This window comes from Nonomuraea sp. SBT364, assembly GCF_001083785.1.
Classification (GTDB): Bacteria; Actinomycetota; Actinomycetes; order Streptosporangiales; family Streptosporangiaceae; genus Nonomuraea.
This window is the reverse complement of sequence record NZ_LAVL01000216.1, coordinates 1-12,565: the sequence shown is the minus strand read 5'-3', so window position 1 is coordinate 12,565 and position 12,565 is coordinate 1. Positions and strand designations below refer to the sequence as shown.

Genomic DNA, 12,565 nt, shown 5'->3' with positions numbered 1-12,565 from the left:
CCCCCGCCCCCGACCAGGAGCTCACCACCCTTCGCGAGGTCTACGACTCCCTCGTCGGCCGCACCAAGATGCGCGCCGAGATCATCAACGGAAGGTTGATAGTGAGCCCCCTAGGCACCCCCGAACATCAATACATGGCGACCACCCTCAGCGCGGTGCTCCGCTCCCGAGCCCTGGACGGCGGCTGGAAGGTCTATGCCGGACTCGGAATCTGCGCCGAAGGCAGCCGCGACCCCTACGAGCCCGACTTCGCCATGTGCCCTCCCGACGCCCCCCGGTGGGGAGGTCGTGAGGTGTACGCCAGCGGGCTGATCATGGCAGGTGAGATCGTGTCGAGAGGCAGCACCCGCGACGACCGGGAGCACAAACCCGCCATCTACGCCGCCGCCCGCATCCCGATCTACCTCATCGTCGACCCGGTCGCCGAGCCCGCCACGGTGACCGTGCTCAGCGCGCCGCAGGACGGTCGCTACACCCTCTGCACCACCGTCGACCTGGGCAAGGAGATCCACATCCCCGCGCCGGTCGACTTCCTCCTGGACACCTCGGTCTTCCTCTGAGCGACTTGTCCACAACCCGCCCCTCACCCGTCCACAGGCCGCCGCTCCCCCGCACCCGGCCCAGTAGTCTTTGACCATGCCCACCGCGCACTGGCCCGCCCCGCTCGCCACCGCACCCGTCGTCGCGACCGTCCCGCTGCCCGGGTCCAAGTCCGTGACCAACCGCGCCCTCCTGCTCGCCGCGCTCGCCGACGGCCCGGGTTCCGTACGCCAGGCGCTCCGCAGCCGTGACGCCGATCTGATGGCGGCGGCGCTGCGCACCCTGGGCGCCACCCTGACGGCCACGGCCGAGACCCCGTCCAGCGTCGACTGGCAGGTGACGCCGGGCCCGGTCCTGGCAGGCGCCTCGATCGACGCCGGCCTCGCGGGCACGGTCATGCGTTTCGTCCCCCCGATGGCCGCGCTCGCCGACGGCCCGGTCTCCTTCGACGGCGACCCGCACGCCCGCAAGCGCCCGATGGGCCCCATCCTCGACGCCCTGCGCGCCCTCGGCGCCCGCGTCGAGGGCGACGCGCTGCCGTTCACCGTCCACGGCCCCCTGACCGGTGGCGAGGTCACGCTCGACGCCTCGGCCTCCTCGCAGTTCGTCTCGGGCCTGCTGCTCACGGCCGCCCGCTTCGGCAAGGGCGTCACGATCCGCCACGTCGGCCCGCCGGTCCCGTCCCAGCCGCACATCGAGATGACGATCCAGATGCTGCGCGAGGCGGGTGTCCGGGTCGACGACACCGAGCCCGACGTGTGGCACGTCGAGCCGGGCCCCATCGCGGCCCGCGACTGGGTGGTGGAGCCCGATCTGTCCAACGCCGCCCCCTTCCTGGCGGCCGCCCTCGCCACCGGCGGCACGGTCACCATCCCGCACTGGCCGCTCACGACCACCCAGCCCGGCGACGCCCTGCGCACCCTGCTCGCCGACATGGGCGCCCAGGTGGCCTGGCGCACCGGCGCCACCCCGTCCCCGGGGCAGGACGCCGACGACCTCGTCGTCACCGGCACCGGCGAGATCCGCGGCATCGACGCCGACCTGGGCCGGGTGGGCGAGCTCACGCCGACGATCGCCGCCCTGGCCGCCCTGGCCACCTCCCCGAGCCGGTTGCGCGGCATCGCCCACCTGCGCGGTCACGAGACCGACCGCCTCGCCGCCCTCGTCACGGAGATCAACGCCCTGGGCGGCGACGCCGAGGAGACCGACGACGGCCTCCTCGTCCGCCCCCGCCCCCTGCACGCCGGCACCTTCCACAGCTACGACGACCACCGCATGGCCACGGCCGGCGCGGTGATCGGCCTCGTGGTCCCGGGCATCGAGGTCCAGAACATCGCCACGACCGCCAAGACCCTCCCGGAGTTCGCCCGGATGTGGACGTCGATGCTGGCCCCCCGATGACCTCCCGTCCCCGGCCGGCCCGCCCCGGAGCGGAGCCGTTCCCCGGTGCGGGGGGAGACCGGCGGCGCAGCGGGCATAGGTTCGCAGTGGACCGGACGACAGACCCGGGGCGACCGCCCGCGAAGGGCGCGGGCACCGGCGGACCAGGATCGAGCGAGCACATGGGAGTGGACCGCTGAGAAAGCGGGAGTACGACGAGGACGACGTACGGGTCAGGCCGGGCAAGGGTTCCAGGCCCCGGACCCGCATCCGTCCTGCGCATGAGGATGCCGTGGAGGGGTTCGTGGTCGCCGTCGACCGGGGCCGCTACACCACGCTGGTCGAGCCCGGACGGGCCAAGGGGTCGGCCGCCAAGCGCAGGCAGCAGGCGTCCCGGCTGGTCGTCGCCATGAAGGCGCGGGAGCTGGGCCGTAAGGGGATCGTGGTCGGCGACCGGGTGGCCCTGGTCGGCGACGTCTCGGGGCAGCCCGACACGCTGGCCCGGGTGGTCCGGGTGGAGCCGCGCACGTCGATGCTGCGGCGCTCGGCCGACGACACCGACGACACCGACGGCATCGAGCGCCCGGTGGTGGCCAACGCCGACCAACTGGTCATCGTGACCGCGCTGGCCGATCCGCCGCCCCGGCCGCGCATGATCGACCGCATGCTGGTCGCCGCGTTCGACGCGGAGATCGACGCGCTGCTGTGCCTGACCAAGTCGGACCTGGCGCCGCCGGACGAGCTGGTGGCGCTGTACGAGCCGCTCGGGGTCGCGCACGTGGTCGTCCGCAAGGGCGGCGCGCTGGACGAGTTGCGCGAGCGGCTCACCGGCCGGATCAGCGTGCTGGTGGGGCATTCGGGGGTGGGCAAGTCGACGCTGGTCAACAGCCTCGTCCCCGACGCGAACCGCGCGGTCTCGCACGTCAACGCCGTCACCGGCCGGGGGCGGCACACGTCCACGTCGGCGGTGGCGCTGGAGCTGCCGGAGGGCGGCTGGATCATCGACACGCCGGGGGTGCGGAGCTTCGGGCTGGCGCACGTATCGGTCGAGACGGTCCTGGCGTCCTTCCCCGACCTGGTGGAGGGCACGGTCGGCTGTCCCAAGGGGTGCACGCATCTGGCCGACGGCTGTGCGCTGGACGCCTGGGTGGCGCAGGGGCAGGCCGATCCGGCCCGGCTGGAGTCGCTGCGCCGTCTCCTGTCCAGCCGCGAGGGCGCCCCCGACGACCCCGCCTGACCGGCCGGCAGCGCGTCAGCGGCGGTTGGGCAGGAAGGCCCAGCTGACGGTGAGGGTGGCGACGGTGACGCCGTCGGCGTTGCGCACCTCCACCTCGACGTCGAACTCGGGCCGCTCCCCGGCGTCCAGCCGCGCCACCACGTCCTCACGGGCGGCCAGCAGGCGCGCCTCGGCGGTGATCTCGCCCTTGGCCAGCTTGTGGTAGCGGACGGTCGAGGTGGTGACGAGGGGGACGGCCCGGTCGAGCTGATCGCCGAGCACCGAGAGCATGGCGGCCCCCGACGCCGACTCCGCCAGCGTGAACATCGCCCCGGCGTGCGGCCCGCCCACGTGGTTGTGAAGGTCCTGCCGGTCCGGCAGGACGCAGGTGGCGTTGCCGTCGCCGGTCGAGGAGAACGTGATGCCGAGAGTGCGGGCGAAGGGCACCGTCTGGAGCAGCAGGTCGCCGACGTCGAGAGACATGCGCTCAGCCTACTGGCCGGTAACCGAACCCAGGAGTCCCGGAACCGGACTTACCAGAAAAGGCGCGACCGGTGACTGATGCTCGGCACACCCGGCACGGTAGCGTGGCTGTCCGTGCAGGGTTACAACGACGATCTACGCCTCGCGCATGTCATGGCGGACGCCGCCGATGACCTGACCATGCGCCGGTTCAAGGCGGTCGACCTCAAGGTCGAGACCAAGCCCGACCTGACGCCGGTCAGCGATGCCGACCGGGCCGTCGAGGAGGCGATCCGCGGCACGCTGCGCCGGGCCAGGCCGCGTGACGCGGTCGTCGGCGAGGAGTTCGGCAAGACCGGCTGGGGCGCCAGGTCGTGGATCATCGACCCTATCGACGGCACGAAGAACTACGTGCGCGGCGTCCCCGTGTGGGCGACGCTGATCGCCCTGATGGAGTACGGCAAGGTCGTCGTCGGCCTGGTGTCGGCCCCCGCGCTGGGCCGCAGGTGGTGGGCCGCGACCGAGGGCGGCGCGTGGACCGGCAAGAGCCTGACCAAGGCCAGCCGGATGCGCGTGTCGCAGGTGCCCGTGCTGGAGGACGCCTCGTTCTCCTACTCCAGCTTCGGCGGCTGGGAGAAGATCGGCCGTCTCGACAACTTCCTGGACCTGGGCCGGGCCTGCTGGCGCACCAGGGCGTACGGGGACTTCTGGTCGCACATGATGGTCGCCGAGGGCTCGGTGGAGGTGTCGGCCGAGCCGGAGCTGTCGCCGTGGGACATGGCCGCGCTGACGGTGATCGTCGAGGAGGCGGGCGGCCGCTGGACCGACGTGGCCGGTGTCCCGGGCCTGGAGGGCGGCAGCCTGGTGTGCACGAACGGCCTCCTGCACGACGAGGTCATCCGCCGCCTCACAGCTCCAGCACCCGCCTGACCGCCGCCATCAGCCCGTCCCGATACGCGCCGCCGTAGAGCACCACGTGCACGAGCAGCGGGTGGAGCTGGTGCAGCGGCACCCGCTCGCGCCAGCCGTCGGCGAGCGGCGCCTCCTCCCGGTAGGCGCCGAGCACCCGATCCAGATACGGCGCGCCGAAGGCGGGCGCCCCGGCGCGGTGCATGCGGGCCAGGTCGCGCCCGAGACGTTCGGCGGCCGCGGCGGTGGGCGGTTCCTCCTCCACCCAGGACAGCACGAGCCGGTCGTCCGCGACCTCGATCACCTCCGGCACCGTGACCGCCTCGCCCAGCCAGCGCAGCCCGGCCGCCTCGGAGGTGAACACCGGAGAAACGGCCCCGATCTTGGCGAAGACCACGCGTCCGTCGTCGAGCACGCCCCGCTGCAGCCGCCGGCCGTGGGAGCTGCCCAGATCCTCAGCCGATCTCATCGGCGATGTGCCCGGCCACGCCCTCGGCGGCGGCCTCGACGAGCGCGAGGACGTCCTCGAAACCCTCGTCGCCGCCGTAGTAGGGGTCGGGGACCTCGGCGCCGGTGGGCGCGGCCGGGTCGAAGGAGCGGAACAGTCGCACCTCCACGCCGCCGGCGCCATCCGGCGCAGGAACGCCTGGTTGTCGCGGTCCATGGCGAGGACCAGGTCGTAGCGGTCGAACCAGTCGCGGGTGAACTGCCGGGCGCTGTGGTCGGCGCCGTCGTAGCCGTGATCGGACAGGACGCGCAGGGCCCGCTCGTCCATCGGCCCGCCGGCGTGCCAGCCGCCCGTGCCGGCGCTCTCCACGATCACCCGGTCGCCCAGGCCCCGGTCCGCCAGGACTTTGCGCAGCACCGACTCGGCCATGGGGGAGCGGCAAATGTTTCCCATGCATACGACACATACGCGGTACGTCAGTGAGGTCATGCCTTCAATCATGAGGTGTTCACTGTCCGTTCACCCTCGTTAGGGGATCGAGTCACCTTGACTGCATAGCTTCATGGACGTCTAAGGATCGAAGTGGGAGAGGAACCCATCGTGAAGTATGCAGGCCGGCTCGCCGCCGTCGCCGTCGTCGGCGCGCTCTCGCTCGCTGCGTGCGGCACAGATAACAACTCGCCGGCTGGCAGCACCAGCTCGGCCGCCGCCACCTCCGCCGCGAGCGGTGACAGCAGCTTGAGCGGTTCGATCAACGCCGCCGGCTCCTCGGCCCAGGCCAACGCGATCGACCAGTGGAAGAAGGACTTCCAGGGCGCCAACTCCGGGGTCAGCGTCAACTACCAGCCCAGCGGCTCCGGCGCGGGCATCCAGGCGTTCATCGCCGGCACGGTGGCGTTCGCGGGTTCCGACTCCGCGCTGAAGGAGGACGAGCCCACCCAGGCCGACGCGCGCTGCAAGACCGGCAAGGCCATCAACATCCCGATGGTGACCGGCCCGGTCGCGGTGGTCTACAACCTGCCCGGCGTCGACGGCGTGCAGCTGTCGCCGAAGACGCTCGCCGGCATCTTCAACAGCAAGATCACCAAGTGGGACGACCCGGCCATCAAGGCGGAGAACCCCGACGCGCAGCTGCCCTCGACCCCGATCCAGGCGTTCCACCGCTCGGACGAGTCGGGCACCAGCGACAACTTCACCAAGTTCCTCAAGGCCACCTCCGACTGGCCGCACGAGCCGGGCAAGGCGTGGCCGGCCGAGGCCAAGGGCCAGGGCGCCAAGGGCTCCGACCAGGTCGCCGCCAGCGTCAAGGGCGCCGAGGGCGCGATCGGCTACGTCGAGCTCTCCTACGCCGAGAACTCCGAGCTCCAGAAGGCCAAGGTGGCCAACGGCAGCGGCGAGTTCGTCGAGCTGACCCCGGAGAGCGCGGCCAAGACGGTCGAGACCGCCAAGATCACCGGCACCGGCAACGACCTCAAGCTGGAGATCGACTACGCCACCAAGACCCCGGGCGCCTACCCGATCGTCCTGGTCACGTACGAGATCACCTGCGAGAAGGGCCTGCCCGCCGAGGAGGCCAAGCTGGTCAAGGCCTTCCTGACCTACACCGCCAGCGACGCGGGCCAGAAGGCGCTGACCGACCTGGGCTACGCCCCGCTGTCGGGCGAGCTGCTGACCAAGGTCCGCACCGCCGTCGAGGCCATCTCCTAGTCCCCGATGGCGACCAAAGTCGAAGTTCGCGAGGGCGGACCGGCCACGGGCCGGCCCGCCCCGCGGCGCACCTCCAGTGAGGGCCTGTTCCGCTGGCTGTCCACCGGGTCGGGCATCGTCCTGCTGGGCATCATGGCGGCCATCGCGGTCTTCCTCGTCAGCGAGGCCGTCCCCGCGCTGCGGGCCAACAAGTCCAACTTCTTCACGGAGCTGACCTGGGACCCCAACGGCGGCCAGGTGTTCGGCATCGCCGCCCTGGCGTTCGGCACCGTGCTCAGCTCGGCGATCGCGCTGGTCATCGCCACGCCGGTCGCGGTGGGCGTCGCGCTGTTCATCTCCCACTACGCGCCGCGCAGGCTGGCGGCGCCGCTGGGCTACCTGATCGACCTGCTGGCCGCGGTGCCGAGTGTGATCTACGGCCTGTGGGGCGTGGCGTTCCTGGTGCCGCTGCTGAAGACGCCGTCGGAGTGGCTCAACAGCACGTTCGGCTGGTTCCCGCTGTTCGCCGGCGAGGGCGCGATCGGCGGCAAGACCATGCTCGCGGGCGGCATCGTCCTGGCGATCATGATCCTGCCGATCATCGCGGCCATCTCCCGCGAGGTCTTCCTCCAGGCCCCCAAGATGAACGAGGAGGCCGCGCTGGCCCTCGGCGCGACCCGCTGGGAGATGATCCGGATGGCCGTGCTGCCGTTCGGCCGCCCCGGCGTGATCAGCGCCGCGATGCTCGGCCTGGGCCGGGCGATGGGCGAGACGATCGCGGTGGCGCTGATCTTCCCGGCGACGTTCGGCATCAGCTTCCAGATCCTCACCCCGCAGGGCAACAGCATCGCCGCCAACATCGCCAACGGCTTCGGCGAGGCGGGTGACATCGGGCGGGGCGCGCTGATCGCCTCCGGTCTGGTGCTGTTCGTCATCACCCTGCTCGTCAACATGGCTGCTCGCATGATCATCAACCGACGCAAAGAGTTCATGAAGGCCGGCACATGACCACCATCCAGCACATCTCGACCGGCCGCCGGGTCAAGGACCGCATGGTCCAGGGGCTGGTCTATCTGGCGTTCGCGCTGGCCGTGGTGCCGCTCGTGTCCGTGCTCTGGCTGGTGATCTCCAACGGCCTGGCGCGCTTCGACATGGAGTTCCTCACCCACTCGATGCGCAACATCGGTGCGCGCGACGCGGGCGGCGGCGCCTACCACGCCATCATCGGCACCCTGGAACAGGTCCTGCTCGCCTCGGTGATCTCGGTCCCGATCGGGTTGCTCACCGCGATCTATCTGGTCGAGTACGGCAACGGCGGCCGGTTGAGCCGGGCCATCAGCTTCTTCGTCGACGTCATGACCGGCATCCCCTCGGTGGTCGCCGGTCTGTTCGTGCTGGCGTTCTGGATCCTGTTCCTGGGCATGCCCTACTCCGGGTTCGCCGGCGCGATGGCGCTGTCGATCCTGATGATGCCGACCGTGGTCAGGTCGGCCGAGGAGATGCTCCGCCTGGTGCCCGCCGACCTGCGCGAGGCCTCCTACGCGCTGGGCGTGCCCAAGTGGCGCACGATCGTCAAGGTCGTGCTGCCGACGGCGCTCACCGGCATCATCACGGGCGTCATGCTGGCCGTGGCCCGGGTGGCGGGCGAGACCGCGCCGCTGCTGCTGACCGTCTTCTTCACCGACTCCATCAACAACGACCCGTTCAACGGGCCGCAGATGGGGCTCCCCCTCTTCGTGTTCGACCAGGCGGCGCGTCCCAACGACACCGCCATCGACCGGGCCTGGACCGGAGCCCTCACGCTCATCCTGATCGTCATGCTGTTCAACCTGGTGGCGCGCCTGATCGCCTGGTGGCGCTCGCCCGCCAGGGGCCGATAGGGGGAAACCGCCTCATGTCCAAGCAGATCCAGGTCTCCGGCCTCGACGCCTACTACGGCGGGCACAAGGCCATCGAGGACGTCTCGATGACCATCGAGCCGCGCTCGATCACGGCCTTCATCGGCCCGTCCGGGTGCGGCAAGTCGACGTTCCTGCGCACCCTCAACCGCATGCACGAAGTGATCCCGGGCGCGCGTGTGGAGGGCAAGGTGCTGCTCGACGGCGAGGACCTCTACGCCGCGACCGTCGAGCCCGTCTCGGTCCGCCGCATGATCGGCATGGTGTTCCAGCGGCCCAACCCGTTCCCCACCATGTCCATCTACGAGAACGTGGCGGCGGGCCTGCGCCTCAACGGCCGCACCTCCAAGTCCGAGATGGACGGCGTGGTGGAGGAGTCGCTCAAGGGCGCCAACCTGTGGAACGAGGTCAAGGACCGGCTCAGCAAGCCCGGCGCCGGCCTGTCCGGCGGTCAGCAGCAGCGTCTCTGCATCGCCCGGGCCATCGCCGTCAAGCCGCAGGTGCTGCTCATGGACGAGCCGTGCTCGGCCCTCGACCCGATCTCCACGCTGGCGATCGAGGACCTGATGGCCAAGCTCAAGGACGACTTCACGATCGTCATCGTCACCCACAACATGCAGCAGGCCGCCCGGGTGAGCGACCGGACCGCGTTCTTCAACCTGGCCGAGCAGGGCAAGCCCGGCAAGGTCATCGAGATGGACGAGACCTCCCGCATGTTCACCAACCCCTCCGAGAAGGCCACCGAGGACTACATCACCGGGCGCTTCGGCTGATGATCGACCAGGCGGCAAGCACGGTGAACGGGGATACGCGGACGAAACCCGTACTCCTCATCGCCGACCCCGACGCCGAGGTCGTGCAGGACGTCGCCGCCGCCCTCGAACGCGAGGGCGTGGCGGTCACGGGTGCCGCCGACGGCGCGCAGGGGCTGCTCCAGACCGGCGCGCTGCAGCCGGACGTGGTGCTGGTGTCGGCGACCCTGCCGGTGATCGACGCGGTCGACTTCGTCCTGGCGGTACGGCGCTCGCGTGCCGTGCCCGTCCTGCTCGGCGTCGGTGAGGGGCACGCCGAGCAGGCGGTGCGCGCGCTCGCGGCCGGCGCCGCCGCGTGCGTGGCGCGCCCGTACCGGGTGCCGGAGCTGCTGCCGTTCATCCACGCCGCGTCCCCGGAGACGCGCAAGGTGCTCGCCGTCGGCGGCGTGGAGCTGGACGTGCACGCCTATCAGGTACGGGTCGACGGGCGGATCGTGCATCTGCCGTTGCGCGAGTTCGAGCTGCTGCACTATCTGATGCGCAACGCGGACCGGACGGTCACCCGCGAGCAGATCATGCGTCATGTGTGGCACGCGGCGGCCAGTACGTCGACCAACACGATCGCGGTGCACGTCAAGCGACTGCGGGCACGGCTGGGCGACGACGACGACCGGCTCATCCAGACGGTGCGCGGTGTCGGCTACCGGCTGGTCACGTCCGGCACTTCCGGAACGACCGCATGATCCGCCCGGCCACCCCTTCGACGGTCGCGATGCCGTACCCCACCTCCGGGCTGCCCTCGGTGAGCACCGCGACCGCGTAGTCGTGGCCGCGGCCGCGGAGCAGGCCGGCGCTGACCACGGCCCAGCGCTTGGTCGACACGCGTTTCAGCCAGCCGTTCTTCAGCGCCACGCGGTCGCCCCGGCACTTCGCGGCGCTGATGCCCCAGTCCTGGCCGTCGATCACGGCGCCCATGAGCCTGAGCGCCTGATCGCGGTCCTTCGCGGGCAGCGGGCTGCCGTCCGACACGAGCGCCCGCATGAGCCGCACCTGGTCCTCGGCCGACGTGCGGGTGATGCCCCAGCAGTAGAGGTCGACGCACGAGCCGGGGACGCCCGCGGTGTGACGCAGACCGAGCTTCCTGCCCGCCCGGGTGAAGCCGGGAGCGCCGCCGATGCGCAGCCAGAGCCGGTCGGCGGCGTGGTTGTCGCTGTAGCGGATCATCAGGTCGGCGTCGTGCCTGACCTGCGCGGGAAGCTTCTTCCACGGGGTGCGCAGGAGGAGCGCCAGGAGGATCTGGACCTTGGCGGTGCTGGCCGTGATGAGCCGCTCGCCGCGGTGGTAGCGGTAGAGGCCACCGGTGGTCAGGTCCTTGACCATGGCGGTGACGGGCCCCGGCCGGCCCGCGAGGAAGCGGTCCAGGAGCTTGGTGATCCGCTTGGCGTCGACGCGCGGGGCTTGCCGGGAAACCGCCCGCTTGCCGCCCAGGGCGGGGACCGGCGGGCCGAGCGCCACGGCGGCGCGTGCGTCGGCAGCCTGGACGCGACCGTGCGCCCGGGGCCGGGCGGCCGCCCGGTCGGGGAACGTCGAGACGGCGAAGGGAGTCAGCAGGGCGAACGCCAGGATGATTCGTGACAACGCGCGCCCGCGGCCCGCGATCATTCGAGCATTATCACGAAATATCGAGACGGTTCGCTAGGAGGCGTCGGCGACCAGTTTCGCGATCGAGTCGTCGTCGCAGGTGGCCCAGAACCCGCCCACGACGTCCTCCAGATGCCGGAGGGAGTCCGCCGCGAACAACACGTCCTGATATTTCGTGATGTCGTAGTGGGTGGTTCCCATGGCCGCCACGTCCAGCGGCCGGATGTCCATCCCCCTGAACTCCTCGATCTCCCCGTACGACGACAGGATCCCCGCCCCGTACGCCCTGAGCTCGCCGCCCTCCCGCATCACGCCGAACTCGAGCGTGAACCAGAACACCTTGGAGATGAACTCCAGCGCCTCCTCGCCCTCCACGCGGCGCGCCGCCTCGCCCGCCAGCCGGTAGAGCGCCGCGTAGCGGTCATGGGCCAGCGCGTTGGCGTGCCCGATCACCTCGTGCACCACATCCGGCTCCGGCGTGTAGAACGGCACGGAATGGTGGCGGATGTACTGCGTCGAGTGGAAGTACCCGTCGGCCAGCACGCCGTAGAAGTCGCGCAGCGGCACCAGCCCGGCGGCCGGCAGATAGCGGAACCCGGTGAGCGGTTCGAGCAGCTCGCTCACCTCCTGGAGCTGCGGGATCCGCGCCCGCGGCAACCCCAGCCGCTCGGCCCCGGCCAGATACTCGGCCGTGGCGTAGGCGCGGTGCTTGACGGCCAGCTCCCTGGTGACCAGTGCCCAGACCTCGTGCTCCTGCTCGGTGTACTCGGCGACGGGGATCGGCGTCCCGCGCCGGTGGTTGACGGCCAGCCCGGCGATCGCGTTGCGCCGCGCCCGATACACCGGATCGGCGAACCCGGGATGCGACGCCGCCAGCTCGACCACCACCGAGCCGTCATCCTGGGTGGCGATCGGGGCGAAGTACTGCGCTTCCTCGAACATGTCTCAGATGACAGCAACTCCCCCGATCCCTGGCAAGAGCGCGCAGTTTCCCTGCGCGATACGCTGGATTTGGTATGGCTTCCGCTGATATTTCCAGTCGAATCGCACAGCCTTCGAGGAGGCCTACATGGACGATCTCGACGCCCGGCTGCTCGTCACCATGCGAGCGCATCCGCGCATCGGACTGACGGAGCTCGCCCGGCTGCTCGGCGTGGCGCGCGGCACCGTACAGGCCCGGGTGGAGAAGCTGACGGCCCGCGGCGTGATCCAGGACTTCGGCCCCACGGTGTCGCCCGCGCACGCGGGTCACCCCATCCTTGCCTTCGTCTGGCTGCAGATCGCCCAGGGCCGATTGGCGGAGGCCGTCGAGGCGCTGCGCGCGGTGCCGCAGATCCTGGAGGCGCACGGCACCAGCGGCCAGCACGACCTGCTGTGCCGGGTGGTCGCGACGAGCACCGACCACCTCCAGGAGATCATCGCGCACATCCTGACCTCGCCCGCGGTGCAGCGCACGGACTCCACGATCGCGCTGTCCACGCAGATCCCGTACCGGATCGAGCCTCTGCTCCAGGCCCGCTGATAGCATCCCCGGGACTTTCAATCGCACAAATGGGGCATAGGTGAGTTCGGGCTATCAGTGGCATCAGCAGCCCCACTCTTTCCCGGCGCCGCCAGAAGGCCAGGTTCGCGG

General features: G+C 70.9%; 15 protein-coding genes and 1 pseudogene. 10 read left to right on the top strand and 6 right to left on the bottom strand.

The window, feature by feature from the left end; all coding sequences use genetic code 11:
• The 3 genes from ADY59_RS43210 to rsgA all read left to right on the top strand — a co-directional run.
• The coding region (locus tag ADY59_RS43210; protein WP_082310841.1) for a Uma2 family endonuclease at positions 1-560 on the top strand (560 nt) is incomplete at its 5' end.
• 76 nt (positions 561-636) lie between these two features.
• The gene (gene aroA, locus ADY59_RS43205; RefSeq protein ID WP_049575863.1) at positions 637-1,941 is read left to right on the top strand and encodes a 3-phosphoshikimate 1-carboxyvinyltransferase; all 1,305 of its coding nucleotides are present in this window, start codon (positions 637-639) and stop codon (positions 1,939-1,941) included.
• A gap of 148 nt (positions 1,942-2,089) precedes the next feature.
• Positions 2,090-3,157 carry a ribosome small subunit-dependent GTPase A gene (rsgA, locus tag ADY59_RS43200; RefSeq protein ID WP_442937801.1) on the top strand — a complete coding sequence of 356 codons (1,068 nt, stop codon included), beginning with the start codon at positions 2,090-2,092 and terminating at the stop codon, positions 3,155-3,157.
• A gap of 15 nt (positions 3,158-3,172) precedes the next feature.
• On the opposite strand, the gene ADY59_RS43195 is transcribed toward rsgA, so the two are convergent.
• Positions 3,173-3,619 (bottom strand): YiiD C-terminal domain-containing protein, encoded by a 447-nt coding sequence (locus ADY59_RS43195; RefSeq protein ID WP_049575857.1) that lies wholly within the window; start codon positions 3,617-3,619, stop codon positions 3,173-3,175.
• 114 nt (positions 3,620-3,733) lie between these two features.
• Here ADY59_RS43195 and hisN point away from each other — a divergent pair, with 114 nt between their 5' ends.
• Entirely contained in the window at positions 3,734-4,528 is a 795-nt protein-coding gene (gene hisN, locus ADY59_RS43190) for a histidinol-phosphatase (protein WP_156326099.1), read from the top strand.
• Here hisN and ADY59_RS43185 read toward each other — a convergent pair.
• The 3 genes and pseudogenes from ADY59_RS43185 to ADY59_RS53805 form a co-directional block, all read right to left on the bottom strand.
• The gene (locus ADY59_RS43185; protein WP_049575851.1) at positions 4,506-4,976 is read right to left on the bottom strand and encodes a fructosamine kinase family protein; all 471 of its coding nucleotides are present in this window, start codon (positions 4,974-4,976) and stop codon (positions 4,506-4,508) included. The two genes, hisN and ADY59_RS43185, sit on opposite strands and share 23 nt — an antisense overlap.
• Complete coding sequence (locus ADY59_RS53810) at positions 4,963-5,124, bottom strand: arsenate reductase/protein-tyrosine-phosphatase family protein (RefSeq protein WP_331459578.1); 162 nt, start codon at positions 5,122-5,124, stop codon at positions 4,963-4,965. The genes ADY59_RS43185 and ADY59_RS53810 overlap by 14 nt, the downstream gene beginning before the upstream one ends.
• A gap of 62 nt (positions 5,125-5,186) precedes the next feature.
• Positions 5,187-5,384, bottom strand: a pseudogene (locus ADY59_RS53805) (arsenate reductase/protein-tyrosine-phosphatase family protein); the annotation flags it as partial.
• A gap of 171 nt (positions 5,385-5,555) precedes the next feature.
• Here ADY59_RS53805 and pstS point away from each other — a divergent pair.
• Genes pstS through ADY59_RS43155 form a run of 5 tightly spaced genes read left to right on the top strand, consistent with a single transcriptional unit; the run spans position 5,556 to position 10,034 of the window.
• Entirely contained in the window at positions 5,556-6,662 is a 1,107-nt protein-coding gene (gene pstS / locus ADY59_RS43175; protein ID WP_049575871.1) for a phosphate ABC transporter substrate-binding protein PstS, read from the top strand.
• Positions 6,663-6,668: 6 nt separating this feature from the next.
• Positions 6,669-7,649, top strand: a complete 981-nt coding sequence (pstC, locus tag ADY59_RS43170) for a phosphate ABC transporter permease subunit PstC (protein ID WP_049575848.1) — start codon at positions 6,669-6,671, stop codon at positions 7,647-7,649.
• Positions 7,646-8,521: a phosphate ABC transporter permease PstA gene (gene pstA, locus ADY59_RS43165; RefSeq protein ID WP_049575845.1), complete on the top strand. Its 876-nt coding sequence runs from the start codon at positions 7,646-7,648 to the stop codon at positions 8,519-8,521. Before pstC ends, pstA begins: the two co-directional genes overlap by 4 nt.
• 14 nt (positions 8,522-8,535) lie before the next feature.
• Positions 8,536-9,312 (top strand): phosphate ABC transporter ATP-binding protein PstB, encoded by a 777-nt coding sequence (gene pstB, locus ADY59_RS43160; protein WP_049575842.1) that lies wholly within the window; start codon positions 8,536-8,538, stop codon positions 9,310-9,312.
• Positions 9,313-9,335: 23 nt separating this feature from the next.
• A complete protein-coding gene (locus ADY59_RS43155; RefSeq protein ID WP_231619167.1) occupies positions 9,336-10,034 on the top strand; it encodes a winged helix-turn-helix transcriptional regulator in 699 nt (232 codons plus the stop codon).
• Here ADY59_RS43155 and ADY59_RS43150 read toward each other — a convergent pair.
• Both ADY59_RS43150 and ADY59_RS43145 read right to left on the bottom strand, forming a co-directional pair.
• Positions 10,003-10,953 carry a serine hydrolase gene (locus ADY59_RS43150; RefSeq protein WP_156326098.1) on the bottom strand — a complete coding sequence of 317 codons (951 nt, stop codon included), beginning with the start codon at positions 10,951-10,953 and terminating at the stop codon, positions 10,003-10,005. The two genes, ADY59_RS43155 and ADY59_RS43150, sit on opposite strands and share 32 nt — an antisense overlap.
• Positions 10,954-10,986: 33 nt before the next feature.
• Entirely contained in the window at positions 10,987-11,874 is an 888-nt protein-coding gene (locus ADY59_RS43145; RefSeq protein ID WP_049575838.1) for a phenylalanine 4-monooxygenase, read from the bottom strand.
• 127 nt (positions 11,875-12,001) lie between these two features.
• On the opposite strand from ADY59_RS43145, the gene ADY59_RS43140 reads away from it, so the two are divergent.
• Positions 12,002-12,454, top strand: a complete 453-nt coding sequence (locus tag ADY59_RS43140) for an Lrp/AsnC family transcriptional regulator (RefSeq protein ID WP_049575835.1) — start codon at positions 12,002-12,004, stop codon at positions 12,452-12,454.
• Positions 12,455-12,565 lie beyond the last annotated feature (111 nt).